Genomic DNA, 24,668 nt, shown 5'->3' with positions numbered 1-24,668 from the left:
TCGTCCGTCACGCGTCCTCCCCCACCGGCCGGACGTCCAGGTAGGCGGCGAGCCAGTGGTCCAGTTCGGCGAACACCTTGGTACGCGCCGCCTCCCCGGAGAGCACCAGGTCGTGCATGCCGCCCTCGATCCGGACGACCGTGACGTGCCGCCCCAGCTTCGGCCCCTGGGCGGCGATGTCGTCGGCCCGCAGCACGGCGTCGGCCTGGTGCAGGCCGTGGTGCCAGGTGGTGGTGGAGATGGACTTCGTCGAGGCCATCAGCAGCACCGGCACGTCGATGCCCAGTCCGCGCCGCAGCTGCCGGTGGCCCTGGTGGATCGCGGACAGCCAGCCCGCGTACAGCGGGAAGCCCTCGGCGGGCTTGAGCCGGAGGTCGAAGTCCCACTCGCCCTTGTGGTCCCGGTGCAGGCTGTGGGTGTAGTGCGGGTTGAGCGAGGAGGGCAGGATTCGGGTCGGCCTCAGCCGGCCGATCGCCGTCACCACCGGACCGCCGGCGGTCCGCACGGCCGCCCCGGCGGGCATGGACAGGAAGGGGCTGTTCAGGAACAGCCCGTCCACCACGCCCCGCCCGGCGCGGCGGCCCGCCCACAGGGCGCCGACCAGGCCGCCGGTGGAGTGCCCGTTCAGCAGCAGCTGCCGGTGGCCGTCGACCTCCCGGATGATCCGGACCGCCTCGTCGATCTCCTCGTCGTACTCGGCGAGGTCCCGGACGAAGTTCGGCGACTGGTGCGGCCGCAGCGAGCGCCCGTACTTGCGCAGGTCCAGGGCGTAGAAGGAGAACCCGAGCGCGGCATAGTGGTCGGCCAGGTTGGTCTGGAAGAAATAGTCGTTGTACCCGTGGATGTACAGCACGGCCCGCTCGGCCCCCGGCACCAGTCGCCGCACGAGGGTCGCGCAGACCGCTCCCTCGTCGTCGGCACGCAGCTCCAGCTCCGTCGCCTCGTAGGGGGCACCCAGGATGTCTTCCCGAAACTCCATCTGCCGCCGCACCCGTCCTCTGCTCCGCCCGCCGCCACGGCGGGTGACCACCCGGTCCGCCCCTGACCATACCGGCCGGTAGATCCGCGCTGCGCGGCGACGTCGGCGCAGGGCCTCGCCTCGCCGCCTGTCGCGCCCCTGACCCGGGTGGCCGTGCGCGCCTCCCGGCCGCTTCCCGTGCGCCTGCTGTGCGCCGGTGGTCGTGTGGAACGCTGCCCGGACGGACACGGCGAGTTGGGAGAACAGATGGATTCGTCGCTCTACCGGTCGGCTGCCGAGGCGATCGCGGCTCCGCCGGAGACCTTGGCGTACGTGGCCGGGTTCGACCGGTCGGGGCAACGGCCGGACGCCCTGCTGACCGTCGACACCGATCCGCAGTCGGCGAGCTACGGGAAGGTGCTCAACTTCGCCGAACTTCCCACACTGGGCGACGAGTTGCACCACTTCGGGTGGAACGCCTGCTCCAGCGCCCTGGCGCACGCCTGCCACGAGAACCCGGAGCGGCGCTACCTGCTGCTGCCCGGCCTGCGGTCCTCGCGGCTGCACGTGATGGACACCCACCCCGACCCGGTCCGGCCCCGGCTGGTCAAGACGGTGGAGGCCAAGGAGCTTGCGGAGCGGGCGGGCTACTCCCGGCCGCACACCCTGCACTGCGGCCCGGACGGCGTCTTCCTGTCCTGCCTCGGGGCGGCGGACGGCGGCGACGGGCCCGGCGGGGTGGCGCTGCTCGACCACACCACCTTCGACGTGCTGCGCCCCTGGGAGACCGAGCGCGGGCCGCAGCACTTCGCCTACGACGTCTGGTGGCACCTCGGGACGGACGTCGGGGTGACCAGCGAGTGGGGCACCCCGTGGATGGTCGAGGACGGCGTGCTGCCCGACCAGCTGCTCGGCCGCAAGTACGGGCACGCACTTCACTTCTGGGAGCTGGGCACCGGGCGGCACCTCCAGCGGGTCGACCTCGGGGACCAGTACCAGATGGTGCTGGAGCTGCGCCCGGCGCACGACCCGCAGGCGGAGTGGGGGTTCGCCGGCGTGGTGGTGAACGTCGAGGACCTCTCCTCCTCGGTGTGGCTCTGGTACCGGGAGGGCCCGGCGTTCACCGCGCGCAAGGTGATCGAGATCCCGGCGGTACCCGCCTCGGCCGACGAACTGCCCCCCGCGCTGCAGCCGTTCGGCGCGGTGCCGCCGCTGGTGACGGACATCAACCTGTCGGTGGACGACCGCTGGCTGTACGTCTCGGCCTGGGGCACCGGCGAGCTGCTCCAGTACGACGTCTCGGACCCGTTCCACCCCCGGCTCGCCTCCTCGGTGCGCCTGGGCGGGATCGCCGCCCGGACGCCGCACCCGGCCGAGCCGGGGCGTCCGCTGAACGGGGCCCCGCAGATGGTGGAGATCAGCCGGGACGGGCGGCGGCTCTACCTCACCAACTCCCTCTACGGCGCCTGGGACGACCAGTTCTACCCGGACGGGATCGACCCCTGGCTGGTCAAGCTGGAAGCCGACCCGGTCAACGGCGGGCTGAGCATCGACGAGCGCTTCTTCCCGCACGGCGCCGACTTCCGGGGGCTGCGCGTCCACCAGACCCATCTGGCGGGCGGCGACGCCTCCTCGGACTCCTACTGCTTCAGGTAGGACGTGACCACCGGGAGAGCACCTGGTCGTACCGAACCCGTGCCGACGGAAGCCCCGCCGTCAGCAGTTCGGACCGCACCGAGGCGACCATCCCGGCCGGCCCGCTGACGCACGCCAGGTGTTCGCGCCAGTCCCCGGCGGCGGCGACGGTGTCGGCGAGGCGGCCGACCGTCACCGGGGTGATGGCCAACCAGGGTTTGTGCAGGCCGAGTTCGGCCAGCGCGGACCAGTCGTAGAGGTCGGCCCGGTCGCGGGCGCCGACGAAGAGGTGAACGCGGCGGCCCGGCGGACGGTGCAGCACCTGCTGTTCGACGATCGCCTTCATCGGGGCGAGTCCGGTGCCGCCCGCGACCAGCAAGAGGTCGCGGGACCCGCCCCGGCCGTCGCCCTCGGGCAGCAGGCCGCCGCGCGGCGGGCCGAGGCGCAGCCGGTCGCCGACGGCGGTGCGCTCGACCAGGGCCGCGCTGACACCGCCGGGGCCGGTCCGGCGGACGTGGAACTCCAGCTCGTTGCCGCCGCGCGGGGCGCAGCCGATCGAGTACTGCCGCCAGGTGTGCGGCAGCGCCGGGTGTTCGACCGTGCCGTACTGGCCGGCCCGGTAGGGGTACGGCTCGCCGGTGCGCACCCGCAGGACGGCGAGGTCGGGGCGGCGGCGCTCGTGGCCGGTCACCACGGCGTGCCAGTACGGGGGTTCGGCGAGCGCGGAGTCGGCGCCGGCGACCATCGCGCCGACGGCGAAGCGCAGCATCCGCACCCAGGCGGCTTCGAGGCCGTCCGTCCAGTGCTCGCCGGCCCGGTGCCGGATCGCCGCGCACAGGGCCTCCTCGAAGGCCTCGTAGTGGACCGGGCGGACGCCCAGTTTCCGGTGGTCGCGACCGAGCTGGCGGAGCGTCCGGGCCAGTTCGGCGGGCCGATGGAGGTGGTCGACCAGGTGCTGGAGGACGCGTTCCAGGTGGGACTGCTGGAACTCCATCGAGGCGGGGAAGAGCGCGCGCAGGTACGGGCGGCGGCGGAACATGACCGCGTAGAGGTGGTCGATCAGCTCCGACAGCGGGGCGACCAGGTCGAGGTCGCGCCGGATCACCTGCTGGTCCACGGAGCCGTCGTAGCCCTCGTGGCCGGCGGAACCCGGATCGGCTCCGGGAGCGGCCTCCGACGGACCGGCGGGGGTGAGGAGTTGGCGCCGCAGTCTCATCGCGTGGTGGCGGGCGATCAGGCGGTCGTACTCGGCGGTGGCGGTGGCGGCATCGGCCGTGCGGCTGTTGTCCATGACCGATCCAGTCAACTGCCCACCGCCGCGCGCGAGAAGGGCCGATGGCCCCGGACCGACCCGGGACCATCGGCCCTCCGTGAACCGACGGCGCTGCCCGCTACCGGTTCTGCTCGGCGACCCGGCCGGCCCGGTCGGCGGGCTCCGGCCGGAGCTCGGTGGCGTCCCAACTCGCCAGCAACCGCAGGGATTCGGCGGACGGCGAACCCGGCTCGGCGTGGTAGGCGACCAGCACCTGGTCGGCGTCCCCGGCCGGGCGCAGCGTCTCGTACTGGAGGCTGAGCGGCCCGACCACCGGGTGGTGCAGGCGCTTGGTGCCGTGGCCCTTGTCCTGGATCCGGTAGGTGGCCCAGAGGCTGCGGAAGTCCTCGCTCTTGACTGAGAGTTCGCCGATCAGCGAGGCGAGTCCCCGGTCGTCCGGGTAGCGCCCGGCGTCCAGCCGCAACAGGCCGACGACGTCGCCGGCCTTGGTCTCCCAGTCCTCGAAGAGCTCGCGGGCGGCCGGGTCGAGGAAGACGTGCCAGGCGATGTTGCGCTGCTCGGGCGGCATCGCGGCGAAGTCCCCGAGCAGGGCGGCGCCGAGCCGGTTCCAGGCGATGATGTCGAGCCGCCGTCCGAGGACGTACGCGGGCACGCTCTCCATGGTGTCCAGCAGCTGCTGGAGCGCGGGCCGCACCCGCTGCGGGCGGGTGGGCCCGGTGCCGCCGGGGCGGCGGCGGGCGGGCTTGGTGAGCCGGCCGAGGTGGTCGCGCTCGGCGGGGCCCAGCCGCAGCACCCGGGCGATGGCGTCCAGCACGGCGGCGGAGACGTTCTCGCCGTGGCCCTGTTCGAGCCGGGTGTAGTAGGCCGTGCTGACTCCGGCGAGCTGGGCCAGCTCCTCGCGGCGCAGCCCGGGCACCCGCCGGCGGGTGGTGCCGCCCGGCAGGCCCACGTCCTCGGGCCGCAGGCGGGCGCGGCGGGATCGGAGGAACTCGCTGAGTTCGGTGCGCTGGTCCATGAGTGCAGTATGCGGGCCGCAGGAACCGCCGGGGCACGGGCGAGGGTGATACTGCCGTGCGTAGGTTCCGCAGTCGTACGTTCCGCTTTCGTGCGATGAACTCCGACCTGGTTGGACCCGCCGGGCCGCCGCAGTCTGGTGGGCATGACGAACGAGACGACGCAGAGCACGACCCCGACCGGCACCACCCGCACCGTCGCCGCCTACGCGGCCCCGAGGCCGAAGGCCCCGCTGGCGAAGACCACCGTCACCACCCGGGCCGCCGGCGAGCACGACATCGTGATCGACATCAAGTACTCCGGCATCTGCCACTCCGACATCCACCAGGTCGGCGAGGACTGGGGCAGCGGGACCTTCCCCATGGTCCCGGGCCACGAGATCGCCGGCGTGGTCGCCGAGGTCGGCCCGGGCGTCACCCGCTGGCAGGTCGGCGACCGGGTCGGCGTCGGCTGCTTCGTCGACTCCTGCCGGGAGTGCGACAACTGCCGGGCCGGCCTGCAGCAGTACTGCCAGGGCGAGGGCGGGATGGTCTTCACCTACAACGACACCGGCAGGGACGGCCGGCCGACGTACGGCGGCTACGCCGCAGAACTGGTGGTGGACGAGGCGTACGCGCTGCGCATTCCCGACGCCCTGCCGCTGGACGCCGCCGCGCCGCTGCTGTGCGCGGGCATCACGCTGTACTCGCCGCTGGCGCACTGGGGCGCCGGCCCGGGCAAGAAGGTCGCGATCGTGGGCCTGGGCGGGCTCGGCCACATGGGTGTGCAGCTCGCCCACGCGATGGGCGCGGAGGTCACCGTGCTCAGCCAGTCGCTGCGCAAGCGCGAGGACGGCCTGCGGCTCGGCGCGGACCACTACCGGGCCACCTCCGACCCGACGACCTTCGAGGAACTCGCGGGCAGCTTCGACCTGATCGTCAACACGGTGTCCGCCGATCTCGACCTGACCGCCTACATCGGCCTGCTGCGCACCGACGGCACCATGGTGCAGGTCGGCGTGCCGGAGAAGCCGGTCTCGCTGCACCCGTTCCCGCTGGCCATCGGGCGCCGCTCGCTGGCGGGTTCGGCGATCGGCGGGCTGCCGGAGACCCAGGAGATGCTGGACTTCTGCGCCGAGCACGGCATCACCGCGCGGATCGAGCTGATCCGGGCCGAGCAGATCAACGAGGCGTACCGGCGGGTGCTGGACGGCGACGTCCGGTTCCGCTTCGTGATCGACGCCTCGACGATCTGACCGTCCCACCGCCAGGCCGCCAGGCCGCCAGACGGACGGCCAGGACGGAACGCCCCGCTCAACCTGTGCTCTCCCACCACAGTTGAGCGGGGCGCCGTCGATGACTCCCGGCGGCCGTCAGACCCCGGCCCGCGCCGCCCGGCGCTGCGCGCGCCGGTCCTCCCGCCGCTGGCGCCCACGGCGCAGCGGCTGGTCGGGCAGCCACCCGAAGGTCAGGCAGGCGCCGACCACCCCGAGCAGCATCCCGATCAGGAAGCCGCCGAGGTTGGAGGTCACCCAGCTGGCCAGCGAGGCGAGCACCGCGAGGACGGAGTAGAACAGCCGCTGCGTCGGGTTGAACAGGATCAGCAGCCCGCACAGCAGCATCACCGAGGGCACCAGGTACCCCGCCAGGCCCACCAGCGAGATGTGCAGCAGGAGGGGCAGCGGGGCCCACAGCGTGAACAGGATCTCGGCGCCGCCGAGCGTCACCAGCAGCCCGCCCCAGAACGGTCGTCGGCCCCGCCAGTCACGCCTGACCGGGCCCGCGAGGCTCGCGGGCGCGGCGGTCGGAGCGGACGCTTCGGACGCAGCGGGAGCTGCGGCGGGGCCTGCGGCGGGGGCGGTGGCCGCGGCGGGGGTGGCGGCCGTCCCCTGGGCCGTCACCGCCTCGGCCCGCGCCATGGTGCCCTCGCCGGTCGCGGCCGGCTCCGGTACGGACTCCGTCATGCTCAGCAGCCCTTGGAGCTGAAGCTCAGCCGCAGGTTGGGCAGTTTGAACCCGACGGCGGTGCTCGCGTAGTTGTGCTGGTTGAGGTGGGTTAGCTGGACGTGGTCGGCCTGCTGGCCGAAGACGCCCTTGCCGCCCTTGCCGACGTCGCCGGCCTTGGTGTAGGTGCTGGCGTCGCCGCCGATCTCGATGTTCTTGAACTCCGCGTCGCCGGACAGCAGGTCGGAGTCGGTGGTGAGGTCGGAGGCGGACACCGGGGTGCCCTGGTCGCCCGCGTGGATCACCAGGTTGACGCCACCGAGGTCGACGCTCTGGCACAGGTTGGTGATCTCGGCGGTCTTGATCGCCGACACCGCGACCAGCACCTGACCGCCGGTGTGGCCCTGGTTGGGGCTGCCCGGGATCATGTGGTCCAGCGAGCCGAACTGGGCGAAGCCGTCGCCGTCGAGCTTGTCGGCGGTGATGGTGAACGGCATGCCGGAGATGGAGAACTGCGCGGCGAGCACGCCCTGGGCGGTGAGGGTCATCAGGATGCCCCCGACGGCGACGGCCGGTACGGCCATCAGGGCGGTGCGCTTGATCCGTACCCGGCCTCTTCTGGTCCCGGTCGGCGTCGGGGTCTCCGCCGCGACGGCGGCGTCCTCGGACATGGCCATGTGTGCTCCCTGTGGACGGAAATGGGTGTGCAGGCACTGGCACGTTGCCCTGGCGCGGACAGCGTTGTGCGCGTCCCGGCCGGGCCGTCCGCCGCTCGGCGGCGGGGTCGGTCCGGTCGGGGCGCGGTGAGTAACTGGAAGCTACTGCTGGGTAGTTGCCGGGTCACTACGGGTGCACGAAGGATCTTCACCGATCCTCGACCCGAGTCGCCGGTCCGCCTCGGCCGGCCCGAGGAATGGCGCCAGGCAGAACATGCCCAACACCGGCAGCAGTTCCGGCAGTTGATCGGTACGACCGGAGGCGATCCGCCGGTAGATCGCGCTGTACACACCGCCCACCACCGCGTCCACCATCTCCTGCACCCTTACACCGCACGGAAGTTGTGGCACCTCGGCAAAGAACACCCGGAATCGGGTGAGGAGTTGATCGCGCTCAAGCCGACCGGCGGGCCCGACCGCCTCGATCTCGATCACCGCCATGGTCGCGAAGGACGGTGTCCCGGCCAGGAGTTGGAGCATCGCTCCGAGCGCCTCCCGGATCCCCGCGCACCAGTCGGATTCGGCCGCGAAGGCCGCCGCCATCCGCCGGACCACCACCCCGGTGCCGAACCGGTGCGCGGCCAGGAAGGCGTCCTCCTTGCCGTTGAACAGCTCGTAGAAGACCGGCCTGGTCACCCCGGCCGCCCGGCAGATGTCGCTGACCGTCGCGTGCTGGTAGCCGCGTTCGGCCACCGTCCGGACCAGCCCGTCCAGCAGCCGCTCGCGCTGGGTCGCGGCGACCACTCCGGCGGGCTGCCGGCGCGGGCCCGGCTTGATCGACCTGGCCGGATCACGGCCGGTGCGGGCACCCGGCAGGAGGAGCACGTCGGAACTCCGGAGGTTCTTGGGATCCATCACCAACTCCTGTGTCCTGTATTGACATTGACGCAACGCCCGGTTTACAACACTGCCAGGTTTCCGACCGGTCGGTGCGCAGGCCACCGTCGACCGACTCCGACACCGCTGCACTGCACTCAACACCGCCGAACCGCACGAGCGGGCCCGTGGCGCCGGGCCCGCCCCCAGTGCCTGTCCGCCGGCCCGCACCCACTCGCGCTCCGCCGGAGCTCCGGTTCGCCGTGCACCTCCCCCGTCGTGCACACCACCACACCCGCACGCGGGGATTCCCCCACCCGTCCCCGGACGGAGAGAGGCACCCTCATGCGCATCCGTCGCACGCTCGCAGCCGCATCCCTCGCCGCCATCGCCCTCACCGGTGCCGCCGTGGCACCCGCTCAGGCCTCCGCCGCCGCCGTCCTGACCCAGGGCGGCTCGAGCGGCCCGGCCATCGCCGTCGGCGACACCCTGGTCGCCAACCTCGCTTCCGGCACCGCCGCCACCTTCACCGACGGCCCCGGCAGCACCAACGGCGTCAGCTGCGCCAACTCCTCGTTCTCCGCCACCGTGACGTCCAACCCGTCCGCCCCCGGCAGCGCGACCGAGCAGCTCAACAGCCAGTCCTTCGACTCCTGCACCTCCAGCGTCTTCGGCGTGATGAGCGTGCAGAGCGTCACCGCCACCAGCCTGCCCTACACCAACACCGTCACCTCCGGCTCCGGCAACAACGTGTCGCTCAACGGCACCAGCGCCGGCCCGGTGGGCATCACCGTGGTGCTCAACACCCTGCTGGGCACCGTCAACTGCGTCTACCAGAGCCCCAGCGGCATCACCGGCTCCACCTCGAACAGCAGCAACTCCATCAGCTTCGCCGACCAGGCCGCCACCCTGGTCTCCGGCCCCGGCCTGTGCTTCTCGACCGGGTACTTCAGCGCCACCTACGGCCCGGTCACCGACACCTCGGCCGCCGGCAACCCGGTCCTGTACGTCAACTGACGCCCCGGGGACGGCGGAATTACACGAGCGGCGTACAACGGGCAGCAGCCCGTCGTACGCCGCTCCACCGTGCCCTTCCCGGCCCCGCGACAAGCAAGTGACCGGCCGGTAGGGTGGCGCCGCGCGGGCCCGACGGAACGGGCCCGGCGAACCGGAACGGGGCGCGGCAGATGACCAGCGGCAGCGGCGGGAACGGCGGCGTCAACGGGAACGGCGACGGCACGGGCTTCTTCACCTCGGTGGCGGACACCGCCGAACGGCTCGCCGCGACCGGCTACCTCCCCTCCACCGCCGTGGCCACCACCGTCTTCCTCGCCGACCGGCTCGGCAAGCCCCTGCTGGTCGAGGGCCCCGCCGGGGTCGGCAAGACCGAACTCGCCAAGGCCGTCGCCGAACTGGGCGCCGCCCGGCTGGTGCGACTGCAGTGCTACGAGGGCATCGACGAGGCCCGCGCCCTCTACGAGTGGAACCACGCCAAGCAGCTGCTGCGGATCACCGCCGGCCGCGACGAGGGCTGGGACCGGGCCCGCGACGACATCTTCGGCGAGGAGTTCCTGCTCACCCGCCCGCTGCTCACCGCCATCCGCGGCGAGGAGCCCACGGTGCTGCTGATCGACGAGATGGACAAGGCCGACATCGAGGTCGAGGCCCTGCTGCTGGAGGTGCTCAGCGACTTCCAGGTGACCGTCCCCGAACTCGGCACCGTCACCGCCACCCGCCGCCCCTTCGTCCTGCTCACCTCCAACGCCACCCGCGAGCTCTCCGAGGCGCTGCGCCGACGGTGCCTCTTCCTCCACCTCGACTACCCGGACGCCGAGTTGGAGCGGCGGATCGTCCGGCTCAAGGTGCCCGGCCTGGACGACACCCTGGCCGCCTCGCTGGTCCGGGTGGTCGGCGCGCTGCGCGCCATGGAACTGCGCAAGGCACCGTCCGTCGCCGAGACCGTCGACTGGGCCCGCACCCTGCTCGCGCTCGGCGCCGACAGCCTGGACGAGACCGTCGTCCGGGAGACTCTCGGAGTGATCCTCAAGCACCAGGACGACATCCGCAAGGCCACCCAGAAGCTCACCCTCGCATGACCGCGGCAGGCCCCGCCGACACCGCCGCCCGGCTGACCGGCCTGGTCCGCGCCCTGCGCGGGCACGGCCTGCGGATCGGCCCGGCCGAGACGGTGGACGCCGCCGCCGTGCTCGACGTCCTCGGCTTCGCCGACCGAGAGCAGATGCGGGCCGGCCTGGCCGCCGCCCTGCTGCGCTCGGACGGCCAGCGGAAGGTCTTCGACGCCGTCTTCGACCTGTTCTTCCCGCTCGGTGTCGGCACCCCGGAGGCCCTGCGCGTCGAACCGCCGCCCGCACCGGACGACCCCGAGCCGCCCCGCTTCGGCCGCCCCGACCCACTGCGCGACCAACTGCGCGAACGCCTCGCCGCCGCCCTCGCCGCCGACGACCGCGCCGCCCAGGCCCGGCTGGCCGGCGAGGTCGTCGAGGCCTTCGGCCGGTACGGCACCGGCAGCACCCCCGGCTCGGACGGCTGGTCCGCCCACCAGGCCCTCGGCCGCCTCTCCCCCGAGACCCTGCTCGCCCGGATCCTCGCCGCGCTGCGCGAGGACCCCGGACGGGAGGGCCCCGCCCGGGAGGACCTCTCCGAACGCGTCCTCGCCGACGAGATCCGCCGCCGCATCCAGGACTTCCGCGCCCAGGTCACCGGCGAGGCCCGCCGCCGGGTCGCCGAACTGCGCGGGCCCGAACGGATCGCGGAGCGCGCCGTCGCCCCCAGCACCGACCGGATCGACTTCCTCTACGCCGGCCGCGAGCAGCTCGCCGAACTGCGCCGCACCGTCCACCCGCTGGCCCGCAAACTCGCCACCCGGCTGGCCGCCCGGCGCCGCCGCGCCGCCCGGGGACAGATCGACCTGCGCCGCACCCTGCGTCGCTCGCTCACCACCGGCGGAGTCCCGCTGCGCCCGGCGTACCGGCTGCGCCGCCCGGGTCGGCCGGAGCTGGTGCTGCTGTGCGACGTGTCCGGCTCGGTGGCGGGCTTCGCCGACTTCACCATGCTGCTGGTCCAGGCGATGGGCGAGCAGTTCAGCAAGGTCCGGGTGTTCGCCTTCGTCAACCGCACCGCCGAGGTCACCGACCTGCTGCGGCGCGGCCAGGACGACCCGGCCCGTCTCGCCGCACGCATCCTCGCCGAGGCCAGGGTGATGGGCCACCACGGCAACAGCGACTACGGCTCCGCCCTCGGCGAGTTCGCCGACCGCCACCCGGACGCCGTCGGCCCCCGCACCTGCGTGCTCGTCCTCGGCGACGCCCGCAACAACCACCGCGACCCCAACCTGGACGCCCTGCGCCGGATCTCGGCCCGGGCCCGGCGGGTCTTCTGGCTCAACCCCGAACAGCCCGCACTCTGGTCGACCGGCGACTCCGCCGCCCCGGCCTACGCGGACGTCGTGGAGATGCACTCCTGCCGCAACGCCCGCCGCCTCGGCGAACTGATCGCCCGGCTGCTGCCGGTCTGACGCCCCGGAGAACGGCCGGGACGTCAGACCGCTGCGGCCGGGAACCGTCACCCGAGGCGCAGGTGATCCGGGGCCGACCGCGGGGTGGCGACCGGCGGGCGGTCGGCGGACGGCGGCGCGACCGGGGTGGGGCGCAGCGGCCACCAGAGGGAGCGGCCGAGGAGGGCCGCCGCGGCCGGGACGGTGACGAGGGAGAGGACCAGGGCGGAGAGCAGGATCCCGAGGGTCAGCGAGAAGGCGACCTGCTCGCTGCCCGGGGTGGTGGCCAGGGTGGCGAAGGAGCCGGCCAGCACCAGGCCCGCCGTGGCGATGGCGGGGGCGGTGTACCGGACGGCGCGGGCCACGGCGGCGCGGGCCGGGCCGGGCCGGTGCATCTCCTCGCGGATGCGGTCGGTGATCAGGATGTTGTAGTCGGTGCCCAGGGCGACCACGAACAGGAACAGCACCAGGGGCAGCGTGAAGGCGACGCCGGGCTCGCCCAGGCCGTGCTGGAACAGCAGGGTGGCGGCGCCGAGGGTGGCGGCGAAGCCGAGGCCGACCGCGAGCATCAGGGCCAGCGGGGCGAGCAGGCTGCGCAGGAGCAGGAGCAGTATCAGGGCGATCAGCGCGGCGGCGACCGGGAAGACCACGGTCAGGTCGTGGTCGACGGCGGTGGAGATGTCGGCGAAGATCGCCGCCGTGCCGCCGACGTGGCCGGTGGTCCCCTGCGGTGCGTGCGCGGCGACCGCGGCGCGGACCGGGCCGGAAGCGAGGTCGCGGGCCCGCTGGCTCTGCGGGTCGGCGTTCAGGTAGAGGTCGATCCGGGCCGCGCGGTGGTCGTCGGCGAGGACGGTCCGGCCCACCTGGCCGACGCCCTCGACCCCGGTCAGGGCGTGGGCGAGGCCGTCGAACCGGCCGGCGTCGAGGGTGCCCCCGTCCTTGGCCACCAGGTAGACGGTCGTCGGGTCGGACACCCCGGCCGGCAGGGCACGGGCGATCTCCTCGGCGGTGGCGGTGGCCGGCGTCCTGGTGTCGTCGGCCTGGCCGTAGTTCATCCGGAGCCCGGCCGTACCGGCGGCCAGCGCGCCGAGCAGCGCGACGGAGGCGAGCAGCAGCGCCAGCGGCCGGCGGGCGACCAGGTCGCCGAGGCGGGCGGCGAGGCCCGGTCGCGGCACCCGCCGCAGGCTGCGCGACGGCCAGAACATCTTGCGTCCGCAGGCGGCCAGCAGGGCGGGCATCAGGGTCAGGCTGCCCAGCAGCATGACCAGCACGGCGACGGCGATGGCCGGGCCGAGGGAGCGGAACAGGCCGAAGGTCGCCACGCCCAGGGTGGCGAAGGCGGCCACGATGGTCAGCGCGGCGGAGGTGATCGCGGTACCGACCCGGCCGGACACCTGGGCGGCGGCCTCCCGGGCGGGCTGCTCGGGCCGCGCCCGCAACTGCTCGCGGAACCGGAAGAGCAGGAACAGCAGGTAGTCGACGCCGATGCCGAGCAGGACCACGGAGATCAGGCTCGGGGTGCTGGCGTCCAGCTTGAGGCCGGTGAGCGAAGCCGCGCCGGCCACGGCGCCGGTGGCCGCGCCCCCGATCACGGCGACCGCGAGCAGCGGCAGCACGGCGGCGAGGACGCTGCGGAACACCAGCACGTTGAGCAGGACGATCAGTCCCGTGACGAGGGCGCTGCCGATCGTCGCGGCGGTCCGGTTGGCGTCGGCGCTGTCCGACACCTGGGCGAGGCCGCCGGTGAACCCGGTGCGCATGCCGAGGTCGGCGAACCGTGTGCGGGCGTCGTCCCGGAAGGCCTTGAAGACGCCCTGCACGCCCTCCTCCGAGGCGTTGCCGGTGAACTCGACCGAGAGCAGTTCGAAGGTCCGGTCGGGCGCCACCGTCGCGGGGGCGATCCGGGGCGTCTGGGAGCGGTCGGTGACGAGGAACTCCGGATCGTCCGCCCGCCGGGGCATCGTGACCCGGTGGGTGGCGAGCTTCGCGGCCTCGGACTCGATCCGCTGCTGGTCGGCGGCGCCGAGCGCCTTGCCGTCGGTCCGGGCGACCAGCACCGTGACCGTGGTGGCGTCCGACTTCACGCCGAAGTGTTCCTCCCCGATCCGCTGCGCGGCGGCCGAGTCGTAACTCCGGGGCAGGAAGTCCCCGCTCTGGGACTCGGTCACCCGGGACATCAGCATCGGGCCCAGGACCCCCAGCCCCATGCCCAGCACCGCCCACAGGGCGATGACCTTCCATGCGTGTCTGGTGGAGAACCCGGTCAGTGCGCGGATCACTGTTCCTCCGGCTGATGGACGCGAACGTCGGCCTCGGCGCCGGGTTTTCCCGGCCCGTCCCAAGACCATCAGGCGAGGGGGTACCGGAGCGTCCGAGCAGCGGACGATCCGGAACAGGGCCCGCGCTCCCCCACCTGCGGCGGAACCGGGACCGTGGTCCTGGTCCGGCCCCCGCGCCCTCGGCCTCCGGGAGCACGTGCGGGCCGGTCGGCCGATGCCAGAATGGGCGGGTCAGCGATGATCAACCGGGAGGACCAGATGAGCGGGCACCAGCCCGACAGCCGTACGGCGGACGCCGTCCCCGCGGGCGGCACCGTGCCCACGGAGGGCACCGTCGTCGGCCTGTCGTGGAGCCGCCCCGACGCCCTGGTGGCCATCGGGGCCGGCGCCATCGACCTGCTCGGCTACCTGTTCCTCGGCGAGGTGGCCGGCGCCCGCGGCCTGACCGTGCCCGGCCTCGCCCTCATCGTGCTGTCCGCCCTGCCGCTGCTCGCCCGGCACAGCCGTCCGGTGCCGGTGCTCGCCGCCGTCCTGGTGCTCCAGGCGGCGATCGACCTGACCGCCCCGATCGGCCCGCACTTCGGCGCCGTGCTGACCGTCGCCCTCTTCTCGGTCGGCCGCAGCCGGAGCGTCCCGGTCACGCTGGCGGCCGTCGTGCTGACGGCCGCGGCCACCACACTGAGCCAGGTCGGTTTCCACGCCCCGCTCTGGCAGCAGGTCGTCGCGGACCCGCTCTCCGCCGTCCTGGTGGGCTGCGCCGGCCTCGTGGTCGCGCGCTGGCAGCGCGAGGTGGACGCCAACCGGCGGCTGCAGGCCGACCGCGCGGTGGCCGAGGAACGCCGCCGGATCGCACGGGAGCTGCACGACATCGTGGCCCACCACATCACCACGATGCAGCTGATGGCGGGCGGCGCCCGCGCCAACCTCGACCGGCCGGAGGTGGTCCGGGACGCCCTGGTCACCCTGGAGTCCTCCGGACGGCTGGCGCTGCGCGAGATGCGCCAGCTGCTGAACGTCCTACGGGCCGGCGACGAACCGGAGTCCGTCCCGCCGCTGCCCCAGCCCGGGGCGGACGAGGTGGTCCGGCTGGTGGACGAGTCCTGCCTGGCCGGGCTGCCGACCGAGCTCACCGTCGACGGGCCCCGGCGCCCGCTGCCGCCGACCGTCGGCCTGACCGTGTTCCGGATCGTCCAGGAGGGCCTGACCAACGCCCGCAAGTACGCCGGCCCCGCCCGGGCGTCCGTCCGCCTGGCGTACCACCCGGACCGGATCACCGTCGAGGTTCGGGACGACGGCGGCGGCACGCCGCCGGAGCGCGCGCCGGGCACCGGCCCGGCCGGGTACGGCCTGCTCGGCATGCGCGAGCGCGTCGCCCTGCACGGCGGCACCCTGACGGCCGGCCCCCGGCCGGAGGGCGGCTTCGCCGTGCGGGCCGAACTCCCGCTCTCCTGCGACGAATCGGCCGAGGCGGCCGTCCAGCACGGGCAGGAGATCCGGTGACCGACCGCAGCCACCCGGGCGACGGCGCCGGCACCGCCGTCAAGGTGCTCGTCGTGGACGACCAGCCGCTGGTCCGGCGCGGCCTGTCGCTGATCCTCTCCCCCGACCCGTCCCTCCACGTGGTCGGCGAGGCCGAGGACGGGGAGCAGGCCGTCGCCGCCGCCCTCCGGCTGCGCCCCGACGTCGTGGTGATGGACATCCGGATGCCCGTCCTGGACGGCGTCGGCGCGACGGAACGACTGGCCCGGGTGCTGCCCGACTGTCGGGTGCTGGCCCTCAGCACCTTCGACATGGACGAGTACGTGGTGGCCGCGCTGCGCGCCGGCGCCCACGGGTTCCTGCCCAAGGACGTCTCCCCGGAGGACCTGGCCGCGGCGATCCGGACCGTGCACGCCGGGGAGGCGGTGGTCGCCCCGCGCCTGCTCACCCGGCTGATCTCGACCTACGTCCGGGCACCCGTCGCGGCCGCCGCCCCGGCGCCGCCCGCGCCCGGCACCGGCGAGCTCACGCCCCGCGAGGTCGAGGTCTGGCGGCTGATCGCCACCGGCCTGGACAACGCCGCGATCTCGCTGGCCCTGGACATCAGCCAGTCCACCGTGAAGAACTACATCACCAGCATCTTCGGCAAGCTCGACGTCCGGGACCGCGCCCAGGCCGTCATCGCGGCCTACGAATCCGGCCTGGTCACCGCCCGCACGGGCAACGGCGACCAGGCCGAACGGAGCGGCTAGCCGTCCAGGCTCTTCAGGAAGTCCAGCAGCGCCTCGGTCACCTCGGCCGGGCGCTCCTGCTGGGTCCAGTGCCCGGTGTCCGGCAGCCGGACGTGCCGGTGCAGCCTGGGCAGCCGGCCCAGCAGGTGGGCCAGGGCCTCCGGCGGCACCATCGCGTTGACCAGGTCCTGCTCGCCCGCGACGTACAGCGCCGGGACCTCGACCGTCACGCCGGTGAAGGCGGCCAGCAGTTCGGCGTTGCGGTCCAGGTTGCGGTACCAGTTGAGCCCGCCGGTGAAGGCCTGCCCGCCGTGCCGTGCGTAGTCGGCCGTGAAGGCGTCGAGATCGGCGTCGGTGAGCCAGTCCGGCAGCTCCTCGGGCTCGGGGACGGTCTCCAGCAGGGCCTTGCCCTCGGGCACGATCCACGGGCGCGGCACGCCGTCCGGCTGGACGCCGCACAGGATGCGCCGCAGGCTGGACTTGATGTCGGCCGCCAACTCGGCGTCGGCCCGGCCCGGCTCCTGGAAGTAGAGCTGGTAGAAGCCGTCCCCGAAGTTCTCCCGGGCGGCCCGCAGCGGCGGCGGCCCGCCGATCGGCAGTGGCGGCACGCTCAGCCCGGCGACGCCGCGCACCAGGTCCGGGCGCAGCGCCGCGGTGGCCCAGGCGACCGGTGCGCCCCAGTCGTGCCCGACGACCACGGCCCGCTCCGCGCCGAGCGCGCCGATCAGCGCGGTCACGTCGCCGACCAGGTGCAGCAGGGTGTACTTGTCGGCGTCCGCCGGCTGCGAGCTGCGGGCGTAGCCGCGCTGGTCGGGGGCGACCACCCGGTACCCGGCGGCGGCGAGCGGTGCGAACTGGTGCCGCCAGGAGTACCAGCTCTCCGGGAAGCCGTGCAGCAGCAGGACCAGCGGCCCCTCCCCCTGTTCCGCGAGGTGCAGCCGTACGCCGTTCACCTCGACGTGGCTGTGCTCGATCGCCTCGTTCAACTCCCGCTCCCTGTTCGGCCCGACGGATGGTCAGTTCGATCCGAACCTGCCCAGCGCGGCGGGTCCGGAATCCCGGGGGGCCGAAGCGGCCGAGGCCGCCCCGGAGTTCCCGGGACGGCCTCGGCCTCAGCTACCGCTGAACTGATTGAGCGTCAGTTCACCGTGTAGCTGTAGGGGATCGCCGCGAGCACCGCACCGGTGGTGCCGAGGCTGTTGTTGGCGGTCGGCACGAACGTCGGGCCGGACACCAGGTAGAGCACACCCTTGACCGTGCTGCCCTTCGGGCCGTTCGGGGTGAGGGTCACCTGCAGCGAGCCGGTGGCGCCGGGGGCGACGGTCACCGGGGCGGCGGCCGGGGCCGAGGCGTTGACACCGGAGGCGTACGGGTCACCGGTGCTGGAGGTCAGCGCCGGGTCGAACGCCAGGGTGTGCGCGGTGGCGGTGATGGTGGAGGTGCCCTTCGGCGCGCCGGCGGGGCCGAACGGGCCGATCTGCTGGACGAAGGTGCCCCAGGCACCCGGGACGACCGGCTGCTCGGCGCTGCCCTTGGAGGTGGCGACCGAGATGGTCGAGCCGTCCTGGGCCTTCTTCAGGTCACCGAAGAGGTCCGGCGAGGCGGTGGTGGCGCTCAGCTCGACCTGCGCCGGCGTCGTGGACGCCGCCACGGCCTTGAGCTGGTCGGTGCCCGGGGGCACCAGGAAGCTCGGCACCGAGGAGGTGAGGCTCAGCGGCAGGTTGACGCTGGCCGAGGCACCCTGCGGCACCAGCGGCAGGTCGACGCGCTTGTCGAGGCGGCCGTCGGCCGCGATCGACTGGGGGGCGACCGTGTTGTTGGTGTAGTTCACGTTGACGGTGACCGGCTTGCCGGCCGCCAGCTTGGTCTTCGCGTCGTTCGGCAGACCGGCCGCGGTGGCCTGGTTCTGGTTGAGCGCGATGGTGCCGGCGAAGTCCTGCGAGAGCTCCTGGCCGCTGACCGGGCCGAGCACGTTCAGGACGAAGCGCCAGTGGCCCTCGGCCGGGTTGACCGTGGTGGCCGAGACGCCGTTGGCGGTGCCGGTCACGTTGCCCTGGGCGTCGAACAGCGCGTTGCCCTCGATGTCGATCGGGGTGCCGTTCGGGCTGATCAGCGCGCCCTGCATGAACAGGTTCGCGTCCTTGGCGACGGTGACGCCGACCCGCAGGTCCTTCTGGCCCTTCGGGACGTCGAAGCCGTAGGCGAACATCTGCGTCGGCGAGGAGCCGCGGCCGTTGCCGCCGGTGATGGTGCCGGTGAAGGTGCCCTTGCCGTCCTTGACCGGGACGAGGCTGCGCAGCACGACCGGAACGCTGGTGGTGTTGCCGTTCGAGCTGGAGACCACGACGGCCTCGCTGCTGTCACCGCTGGTCGCCGGGGTGGTGAGCTGGACCTTGAGGGTCTTGGTCTCACCCGGCTTCAGGTCGGTGGTGTTCGGGCTCACCGAGCCGGCCGGGACGGCGCGCTGGGTGGAGGTGCCGAACTGGACGTCGCCGGTGTAACCGGCCTTGCCCGCCGGGGTGTAGAGGACCGCGGTCCACTCGCCGGCCACCGGGTGCGGGACGTCGACCAGGCCGTAGTTGGCCGGGGTGGCGCCGCCCTGCGGACGGGTGTTGGTCTCGAAGCGGCCCGACGGGTCGAGCAGCGTCATGCGGACCACGGGGCCGTTGGTGACCGGGTTCGGGCCGCCGTGCCAGGCGATCGACGCCGCGAGGCGGTCGGCACCGGCCGGAACGGTGAACTTGACCTGCTTCTGCACCCAGGTGGCACCGTTGGTGGCGTACTTGAAGGTGTCGGTCGCGGACGAGTCCAGCTTGACGGTCTGCTGGTTGTTCGCCTGCGGGGCGAAGCTGCGGGTGGTGGCGCTCACCGACTGGGTCTCGTCACTGGTGTTGGTGACGGAGACGTCGGCGGTGTGGGTCGAGCCCGGGGTGCCGGAGATGTTGACCTGGCCGGTGTTGACCACGACGGTGCGGGCACCGTCGGTGCCGTCGCCGTCGTCGTAGCCGCGGGCGGCCTCGACGGCGGCCCGGACGTTCAGCAGACCGGCGCCCTGCTCCTCGGCCGGGACGCCGAGGTCGGAGGCGGTGCCGGTGATGAACTTCTTCACCAGCGCCGGGGACGGCGAGTCGCCGCCGTGGGTGTCACGGTAGGCCTGGATGACCAGGGCCGCGGCACCGGTGACGAACGGGGCGGCCTGGCTGGTGCCACCGAACGACTGGATGTTCGTGGGCTTGCCGTTGAAGTTGGTGCAGTCCGCGAACTTGGAGGTGTCGGCGGTGCACAGCGCCCAGTCCGACTCGCCCGGGGCGACCAGGTCGAGGGTCCGGCCGGCCTGGGTGAAGCCACCCGAGGACAGCGCGGAGATCCGGCTGTTGCTCCAGGTCCCGTTGGAGAACTTGGAGGCCGCGTAACCGGTCTGCTGGTAGTTCTGGTTGTCCGTCGAGGCGCCGACCGAGATCACGTACGGGTCGGTGGCCGGGGTGCCGATGGTGCCGCTGAGGCCCGCGTCACCGGTGGAGACGGCGACGGTGACACCGGCCTTGACGGCCTGCTCGTTGAAGAGCGCGATGGTGTCGTGGGCGCCGCTGTCCGGGGTGACGTTGCCGCCGAAGGACTCGTTCAGCACGTCCACGTGGGCGACCCGCACCGCGTAGTCGATGGACTGCAGGATCGACGAGTTGGACATCATCTCGCCGCCGGCCTTCAGGGCGACCAGGTCGGCGTCCGGGGCGAGGCCGCGGATGTGGATGTTGCAGCCGGCCGGCAGCGGGTGCGAGGCGTTGACCCACTGCGAGACGTCGTAGGTCTGACGGCCCTGGGCGATGACCGCCGAAGCGTCACCGAAGGCCTCGGCGCCACCGCTCGGCGTGTTCCAGCCCTCACCGGAGAAGTCCTGGTAGTCGACCACGGCGTGCGAACCGTCGGCCCGGATGAAGTCCGGGTTGTTCGGGTCGAGCGCGTCGGCGATGTAGGCGACCTTGACGCCCTTGCCGGTGGCCAGGTTCTCCACGCCGGGGTTGCCGTTGCCGGTGTAGGCGTGCACCGAGTAGAGGCCCTCGGGCTCCATCAGCGGCTTGGACGGGTCCGAGGGGCAGACCGTGTTGGTCGCGTTCTCCTGGGAGGCCTGGCCGTTGCTGCCCGTAACGGCCTTCGACGCGTCGCCGGACGTGCCCGAGGGCGCGGCCGCGGTGTCCGCGTCCTTCTTGGCCTTGGTCCCGGCGACCGGGGCGACCTGGACCTGGGTGTCCGCGACGACGGCGGCGACCGCCGGGTCGGCCTGCAGCGAGGCGCGCAGGGCCGGGCTGACCGTGGCCGAGAAGGCGTTGCCGACCACGAAGCTCTTGACGTTGGTGCCGCCGTTGGCCTTGACCTTGTTCAGCAGCGGCGCCTGAGAGCCGGCGGTCTTCTGCTGACGGGCGCCCAGGTGGCCGTGGTCGGCCGGGGCGTCCGCTATCTGGTCCTTCAGGATCACGATCACCGGTGCCGGCGCCCCGTCCGAGGACGCCGCCTGGGCGTTCTGCGGGTCCTGGGCCGGAGCTGCGCTCGCGATGGTCCCGAGGCTCAGGACCATGGACGCGGCGGTGACGGTGACGGCGGCTGCTAGCTGGGTCTTGCGCCAGCCGATCAATGGACATCCTTTCGTCTGATGAGACGTCAGGTTGCACGGCTGAGCGTACCCGGATCCTGGTCGGACGCGTGTGCTCCGGACCGCGCGTCCCGACAGCGGTCGCATTCCAGCGCATCCGACACGACCGCGACAAGGGGGGAAATCCCCATCAGAAAGTAAAAATGACCATCAGAAAGTAAAATACACAGTATAAATCCGGCGGCGTCCGCCCCTTTTTCACCGATCAGGGACGGTCGGAGAACGGTGAGAACTGACCGATCGACCGGCAAAAAGCGCCGGTGGCGAACTCTGGCCACCGGCGGAACATCGCCACCGGCTGCCTACTTGTCGACACTGCGACCCTTCCTTCCCCGTCGACCGCAGCCGAAACAACGCACTTCGACGGCGCCGGGCGGACGGCGCGCGGGCGCCGGGGAGTTCGTCCACACACCTCCACGCGCCTGCGCCGCCCGGCGGGTTCCGGTCACGCGCCGTCAGGAGGAGGCGGCCAGCCGCTCCCGGGCGTCCGCCAGGTCCTCGGCCGTCGGCGCGTCGTCCTGGGTCAGCCGGTGGCGCCAGTACCCGGTGAAGTCGACGTCCCGCTTCGGCACCCCCCGCCCCTCGACCAGGTGACGGCGCACCGCCCGTACCGCCCCCGCCTCCCCGGCCAGCCAGACGAAGGGCCGGCCGCCCGGCAGTGCGGCCTCCCGGAACACCCCGGTCAGCAGGCTGCCCGGAGCCGCGCCGTCCCGATACAGCCACCGCGCCTCCAAGTCGGCACGGCTGCGCAGCTCCTGGCGTTCCGCCCGGTCCGCGACCTCGATCCAGGCGTACGCCCGCACCCCCTCGGGCAGCGCCTCCAGCAGCGTCGCCATGGCCGGCAGTGCCGTCTCGTCCCCGGCCAGCAGCACCCAGTCGGCCTGCGCCGCGGCCTCGGCGAACGGGACCGGCGGGGCGTACAGCGCGGACGGCCCGACCAGGCCGAGCCGGTCCCCCGGTGCGGCCCGCAGCGCCCAGGCGGCGGCCGGGCCCGCGTCGCCGTGCAGCACGAAGTCGACCTCGATCCGGCGGGTGCCGGGGTGCCGGCGGCGCAGGGTGAAGCTGCGCAGCAGCGGGCGCTCGGCCTCGGGGACGGCCAGGTAGGCCTGGTACCAGCCCATCGGGTCGTCCTGCTGGGCGGGCAGCACCGGCAGGCGCTGCCCGGGGCGCGGGAAGCACAGCTTGAGCTGCTGGTCGGGCGTCGTGCCCACACTGTCGGCCAGGGCCTCGGCCTCGAAGGTGACCCGGGCGGTGCGCGGCGTGATCCGGGCGACCGCCATGACCTCGAGGAAGGTGACGGGCAGTGTCATCGCGAAACCCCTTCGATGCGGAATGCTGATAACCTTACGGCATAAAGAGTTGCCGTCGGACCGGTACTTTACGCCATAAGGAGATGCCTGGATGACCGTCTACGCCGGGCAGGGAGACCCCGATCGCTCGCTCGCCCTGCTGTGGGGCGGCGAGGAACCGCGCACCGGGCGCAGCGGCCCGAAACCGGGTCTGAGTGTGGACGCGATCGTGTCCGCCGGAATCGCGGTGGCCGACGCCGAGGGGATGTCCGCCCTGTCGATGCGCGCCGTGGGCGAACGGCTCGGCCGCACCGCGATGGCGCTCTACACCTACGTGCCGGGCAAAGCCGAACTGCTCGACCTGATGCACGACCGCGTGCTCGCCGAACTCCCCGGCGGACTCCCGCTGTCGGACGGCTGGCGGGCCGCCGTCACCGCCTGGGCCGAGGACCTCTACGCCTGCTACCTGCGCCACCCCTGGGTACTCCAGGTCTCGCAGGCCCGCCCCGTCCTCGGACCAGCCGAACTCACCGCGATGGAACGCCTGTTGGCGGCCCTCCAGCCGGCCGCGCTCGCCCCGGAACGACTGCGCGGAGCGGTCGCCGCACTCTGGCAGTTCGTCCGTGGCACGGCCGCCACCACCGCGGACGCGCGCGGCGCAGCGGCCGCCACCGGCGTCGCCGACGAGGACTGGTGGAACGCCCGCTCGGCCCGACTCGCCGAACTGGCACCGGACTTCCCGCAACGCTTCCCGCTGCTCACGGCCCTGCAGAGCGCCGGCGGCGGCGCGCCCGAGGACAGCGGCCGGGAGGCCTTCCGCACCGGACTCGCGGTGCTGCTCGACGGGGTGGCCTCGGGGGCCGGGAGCTGAGGCGCTCGGGCCGAACGGGTCAGCCCCGGTTGGTCGGCCATGGTGGCTCAGCCCCGGTGGGTGGGCCGGTGCTGCGGGGTCAGCCCTGGCGGGCGGCCGGGATCGCCAGCAGGACGCCGAGCACCAGCAGCACCGCGTACCCGGCGGTCTCGTGGCCGTCCGGCACCAGGAAGCGGACGAACCCGAACAGCCGGAAACCCCCGAGCCGGTCCGACAGCAGGCCGGAGCCGCCGCCCAGGATCAGCACGAAACCGAGGTAGCCGAGCAGGTTCTTCATGCCTCCGAGCCTAGGAACCCGCGGCCGCCCGCCCAACCGACTTTCGGCGCGACCGGCGATCACCAAAGTCGCGGGCGCCGGGCACGCAGGAGGACGGGCACGCAGGAGGACGGGCAGGCGGGCAGGCGGGCGACGGAAGGGCCGGTGGCTCCGGACGGAGCAGCAGGCACGGCGGCCCGGCGGCGGCGCCGGTACGTTCGCCGTGTGCAGCCAAAGCGTCAACCGAAGCCACCGTCCGCGACCAGGATCACGGCCGTCTCCGCCGTCTCCGCCCTGGCGCTCGGCGTCGGTGCCCCGGCAGCCCTCGCCCAGGACACCGGTTCCTCCGCCGTGGGCGGGGAGCGGCTGGGCCGTTCGGACGTCCAGGTCGCGCCGCTGGCCGGTGCCCCCGCGCTGCCCGGCGAACTGACCGGCCGCTCCTGGCTGGTCGCCGACGCCGGCACCGGCGAAGTGCTCGCCGCCCGCAACGCCCACCTGCCGCTGCCCCCGGCCAGCACCCTCAAGATGCTGTTCGCGGACACCGTGCTGCCGAAGTTCGACCGCTCGCTGGAGCACCAGGTGACCGCCGACGAACTCGCCGACCTCGGTGTCGGCAGCAGCCTGGTCGGCGTCAAGGAGAACCTGCCGTACCGGGTGGAGGACCTCTGGCGGGGCGTCTTCCTCAGCTCCGGTAACGACGCCGTGCACGTCCTGGCGCACATGAACGGCGGCGTCCCGCAGACCGTCAGCGAGATGCAGGCCCGCGCCCGGTCGCTCCAGGCCAAGGACACCAAGGTGGCCTCCCCGGACGGCTACGACATGGACGGCCAGGTCTCCTCCGCGTACGACCTCACCCTGTTCGCCCGCGCCGGGCTGCGCAACGCCGACTTCCGTTCGTACTGCTCCACCCGCACCGCGCGCTTCCCCGGCGGCCTGGACAAGAACACCGGCCAGCGCACCGTCTTCGACATCGCCAACACCGACCGGCTGCTCGGCAAGTACCCGGGCCTGATCGGCGTGAAGAACGGCTACACCACCAACGCCGGCGCCACCTTCACCGGCGCCGCCGAGCGCGGCGGCCGCACCCTGCTGGTGACGGTGATGCACCCCCGGGCCCAGGGCAGGGTGTACGACGAGGCCGCCAGCCTGCTCGACTGGGGCTTCGCGGCCGCGGGCAAGGTGCAGCCGGTCGGGCAGCTGGTCGAGGACCTCGCCCCGCAGGCCACCACGGGCGGCACCGGCGGCGCGGCCGGCACCCCGTCCGGCGG

At 73.3% G+C, this 24,668-nt stretch carries 20 protein-coding genes; 9 read left to right on the top strand and 11 right to left on the bottom strand.

Translation table 11 applies throughout. The features are described 5' to 3' along the window. Positions 1 to 7: 7 nt before the first annotated feature. Positions 8 to 979: an alpha/beta hydrolase gene (locus tag HS99_RS23655; RefSeq protein ID WP_050367187.1), complete on the bottom strand. Its 972-nt coding sequence runs from the start codon at positions 977 to 979 to the stop codon at positions 8 to 10. Between the two features lie 246 nt (positions 980 to 1,225). Between HS99_RS23655 and HS99_RS23650 the strand changes: the two genes are divergently transcribed. Next, positions 1,226 to 2,614 carry a selenium-binding protein SBP56-related protein gene (locus HS99_RS23650; RefSeq protein WP_030550631.1) on the top strand — a complete coding sequence of 463 codons (1,389 nt, stop codon included), beginning with the start codon at positions 1,226 to 1,228 and terminating at the stop codon, positions 2,612 to 2,614. Here HS99_RS23650 and HS99_RS23645 read toward each other — a convergent pair. Both HS99_RS23645 and HS99_RS23640 read right to left on the bottom strand, forming a co-directional pair. Beyond that, positions 2,607 to 3,884: a globin domain-containing protein gene (locus tag HS99_RS23645; protein ID WP_030550632.1), complete on the bottom strand. Its 1,278-nt coding sequence runs from the start codon at positions 3,882 to 3,884 to the stop codon at positions 2,607 to 2,609. The two genes, HS99_RS23650 and HS99_RS23645, sit on opposite strands and share 8 nt — an antisense overlap. Positions 3,885 to 3,984: 100 nt before the next feature. Next, positions 3,985 to 4,881, bottom strand: a complete 897-nt coding sequence (locus tag HS99_RS23640) for a helix-turn-helix domain-containing protein (protein WP_037828204.1) — start codon at positions 4,879 to 4,881, stop codon at positions 3,985 to 3,987. A 144-nt stretch (positions 4,882 to 5,025) separates the two neighbouring features. On the opposite strand from HS99_RS23640, the gene HS99_RS23635 reads away from it, so the two are divergent. Further along, entirely contained in the window at positions 5,026 to 6,114 is a 1,089-nt protein-coding gene (locus HS99_RS23635) for an NAD(P)-dependent alcohol dehydrogenase (RefSeq protein ID WP_046386206.1), read from the top strand. 117 nt (positions 6,115 to 6,231) lie between these two features. Here HS99_RS23635 and HS99_RS23630 read toward each other — a convergent pair whose 3' ends face one another. The 3 genes from HS99_RS23630 to HS99_RS23620 form a co-directional block, all read right to left on the bottom strand. Beyond that, positions 6,232 to 6,822, bottom strand: coding sequence for a DUF6114 domain-containing protein (locus HS99_RS23630; protein WP_370863291.1), 591 nt, complete (start codon positions 6,820 to 6,822; stop codon positions 6,232 to 6,234). Between the two features lie 2 nt (positions 6,823 to 6,824). Further along, on the bottom strand, positions 6,825 to 7,478 hold the full coding sequence (locus tag HS99_RS23625; RefSeq protein ID WP_030278729.1) for a DUF6230 family protein: 654 nt from the start codon (positions 7,476 to 7,478) through the stop codon (positions 6,825 to 6,827). A 141-nt stretch (positions 7,479 to 7,619) separates the two neighbouring features. Next, positions 7,620 to 8,372 carry a TetR/AcrR family transcriptional regulator gene (locus HS99_RS23620; RefSeq protein WP_046386203.1) on the bottom strand — a complete coding sequence of 251 codons (753 nt, stop codon included), beginning with the start codon at positions 8,370 to 8,372 and terminating at the stop codon, positions 7,620 to 7,622. Positions 8,373 to 8,678: 306 nt separating this feature from the next. Here HS99_RS23620 and HS99_RS23615 point away from each other — a divergent pair, with 306 nt between their 5' ends. From HS99_RS23615 to HS99_RS23605, 3 genes are all read left to right on the top strand, one after another. Then, the gene (locus HS99_RS23615) at positions 8,679 to 9,350 is read left to right on the top strand and encodes a hypothetical protein (RefSeq protein ID WP_030278732.1); all 672 of its coding nucleotides are present in this window, start codon (positions 8,679 to 8,681) and stop codon (positions 9,348 to 9,350) included. Between the two features lie 170 nt (positions 9,351 to 9,520). Continuing rightward, a complete protein-coding gene (locus HS99_RS23610; protein ID WP_046386202.1) occupies positions 9,521 to 10,429 on the top strand; it encodes an AAA family ATPase in 909 nt (302 codons plus the stop codon). Continuing rightward, entirely contained in the window at positions 10,426 to 11,868 is a 1,443-nt protein-coding gene (locus HS99_RS23605; protein WP_030278736.1) for a vWA domain-containing protein, read from the top strand. Before HS99_RS23610 ends, HS99_RS23605 begins: the two co-directional genes overlap by 4 nt. A gap of 47 nt (positions 11,869 to 11,915) precedes the next feature. Here HS99_RS23605 and HS99_RS23600 read toward each other — a convergent pair whose 3' ends face one another. Then, on the bottom strand, positions 11,916 to 14,126 hold the full coding sequence (locus tag HS99_RS23600) for an MMPL family transporter (RefSeq protein WP_078938763.1): 2,211 nt from the start codon (positions 14,124 to 14,126) through the stop codon (positions 11,916 to 11,918). A gap of 258 nt (positions 14,127 to 14,384) precedes the next feature. On the opposite strand from HS99_RS23600, the gene HS99_RS23595 reads away from it, so the two are divergent. Both HS99_RS23595 and HS99_RS23590 read left to right on the top strand, forming a co-directional pair. Next, on the top strand, positions 14,385 to 15,626 hold the full coding sequence (locus HS99_RS23595) for a sensor histidine kinase (RefSeq protein ID WP_078938765.1): 1,242 nt from the start codon (positions 14,385 to 14,387) through the stop codon (positions 15,624 to 15,626). After that, positions 15,623 to 16,357 (top strand): response regulator transcription factor, encoded by a 735-nt coding sequence (locus HS99_RS23590; RefSeq protein WP_030278742.1) that lies wholly within the window; start codon positions 15,623 to 15,625, stop codon positions 16,355 to 16,357. The genes HS99_RS23595 and HS99_RS23590 overlap by 4 nt, the downstream gene beginning before the upstream one ends. Here the strand turns inward: HS99_RS23590 and HS99_RS23585 are convergent. The 3 genes from HS99_RS23585 to HS99_RS23575 form a co-directional block, all read right to left on the bottom strand. Beyond that, positions 16,354 to 17,322, bottom strand: a complete 969-nt coding sequence (locus tag HS99_RS23585; protein WP_030278743.1) for an alpha/beta fold hydrolase — start codon at positions 17,320 to 17,322, stop codon at positions 16,354 to 16,356. The two genes, HS99_RS23590 and HS99_RS23585, sit on opposite strands and share 4 nt — an antisense overlap. Before the next feature lie 152 nt (positions 17,323 to 17,474). After that, positions 17,475 to 20,966: a S8 family serine peptidase gene (locus tag HS99_RS23580; RefSeq protein ID WP_030550644.1), complete on the bottom strand. Its 3,492-nt coding sequence runs from the start codon at positions 20,964 to 20,966 to the stop codon at positions 17,475 to 17,477. Positions 20,967 to 21,439: 473 nt separating this feature from the next. Next, positions 21,440 to 22,294: a siderophore-interacting protein gene (locus HS99_RS23575; RefSeq protein ID WP_030550646.1), complete on the bottom strand. Its 855-nt coding sequence runs from the start codon at positions 22,292 to 22,294 to the stop codon at positions 21,440 to 21,442. 91 nt (positions 22,295 to 22,385) lie between these two features. Between HS99_RS23575 and HS99_RS23570 the strand changes: the two genes are divergently transcribed. Beyond that, positions 22,386 to 23,144: a TetR/AcrR family transcriptional regulator gene (locus tag HS99_RS23570; RefSeq protein WP_030278749.1), complete on the top strand. Its 759-nt coding sequence runs from the start codon at positions 22,386 to 22,388 to the stop codon at positions 23,142 to 23,144. A gap of 79 nt (positions 23,145 to 23,223) precedes the next feature. On the opposite strand, the gene HS99_RS23565 is transcribed toward HS99_RS23570, so the two are convergent. Further along, the gene (locus HS99_RS23565) at positions 23,224 to 23,421 is read right to left on the bottom strand and encodes a hypothetical protein (RefSeq protein WP_030278751.1); all 198 of its coding nucleotides are present in this window, start codon (positions 23,419 to 23,421) and stop codon (positions 23,224 to 23,226) included. 204 nt (positions 23,422 to 23,625) lie between these two features. Between HS99_RS23565 and HS99_RS23560 the strand changes: the two genes are divergently transcribed. Next, positions 23,626 to 24,668: D-alanyl-D-alanine carboxypeptidase family protein (locus HS99_RS23560; RefSeq protein WP_370863290.1), on the top strand; the 1,043-nt coding region annotated here is incomplete at its 3' end.

The sequence above is a fragment of the Kitasatospora aureofaciens genome, assembly GCF_001188955.3.
Lineage (GTDB): Bacteria > Actinomycetota > Actinomycetes > Streptomycetales > Streptomycetaceae > Kitasatospora > Kitasatospora aureofaciens.
This window is presented reverse-complemented; position numbering and strand designations above follow the sequence as displayed.

Bases quoted from the DNA above. Each gene is read 5' to 3' on its own strand.
- HS99_RS23655 (WP_050367187.1), bottom strand. From the start codon at position 979: ATGGAGTTTCGGGAAGACATCCTGGGTGCCCCCTACGAGGCGACGGAG.
- HS99_RS23650 (WP_030550631.1), top strand. From the start codon at position 1,226: ATGGATTCGTCGCTCTACCGGTCGGCTGCCGAGGCGATCGCGGCTCCG.
- HS99_RS23645 (WP_030550632.1), bottom strand. From the start codon at position 3,884: ATGGACAACAGCCGCACGGCCGATGCCGCCACCGCCACCGCCGAGTAC.
- HS99_RS23640 (WP_037828204.1), bottom strand. From the start codon at position 4,881: ATGGACCAGCGCACCGAACTCAGCGAGTTCCTCCGATCCCGCCGCGCC.
- HS99_RS23635 (WP_046386206.1), top strand. From the start codon at position 5,026: ATGACGAACGAGACGACGCAGAGCACGACCCCGACCGGCACCACCCGC.
- HS99_RS23630 (WP_370863291.1), bottom strand. From the start codon at position 6,822: ATGACGGAGTCCGTACCGGAGCCGGCCGCGACCGGCGAGGGCACCATG.
- HS99_RS23625 (WP_030278729.1), bottom strand. From the start codon at position 7,478: ATGGCCATGTCCGAGGACGCCGCCGTCGCGGCGGAGACCCCGACGCCG.
- HS99_RS23620 (WP_046386203.1), bottom strand. From the start codon at position 8,372: ATGGATCCCAAGAACCTCCGGAGTTCCGACGTGCTCCTCCTGCCGGGT.
- HS99_RS23615 (WP_030278732.1), top strand. From the start codon at position 8,679: ATGCGCATCCGTCGCACGCTCGCAGCCGCATCCCTCGCCGCCATCGCC.
- HS99_RS23610 (WP_046386202.1), top strand. From the start codon at position 9,521: ATGACCAGCGGCAGCGGCGGGAACGGCGGCGTCAACGGGAACGGCGAC.
- HS99_RS23605 (WP_030278736.1), top strand. From the start codon at position 10,426: ATGACCGCGGCAGGCCCCGCCGACACCGCCGCCCGGCTGACCGGCCTG.
- HS99_RS23595 (WP_078938765.1), top strand. From the start codon at position 14,385: ATGAGCGGGCACCAGCCCGACAGCCGTACGGCGGACGCCGTCCCCGCG.
- HS99_RS23575 (WP_030550646.1), bottom strand. From the start codon at position 22,294: ATGACACTGCCCGTCACCTTCCTCGAGGTCATGGCGGTCGCCCGGATC.
- HS99_RS23570 (WP_030278749.1), top strand. From the start codon at position 22,386: ATGACCGTCTACGCCGGGCAGGGAGACCCCGATCGCTCGCTCGCCCTG.
- HS99_RS23565 (WP_030278751.1), bottom strand. From the start codon at position 23,421: ATGAAGAACCTGCTCGGCTACCTCGGTTTCGTGCTGATCCTGGGCGGC.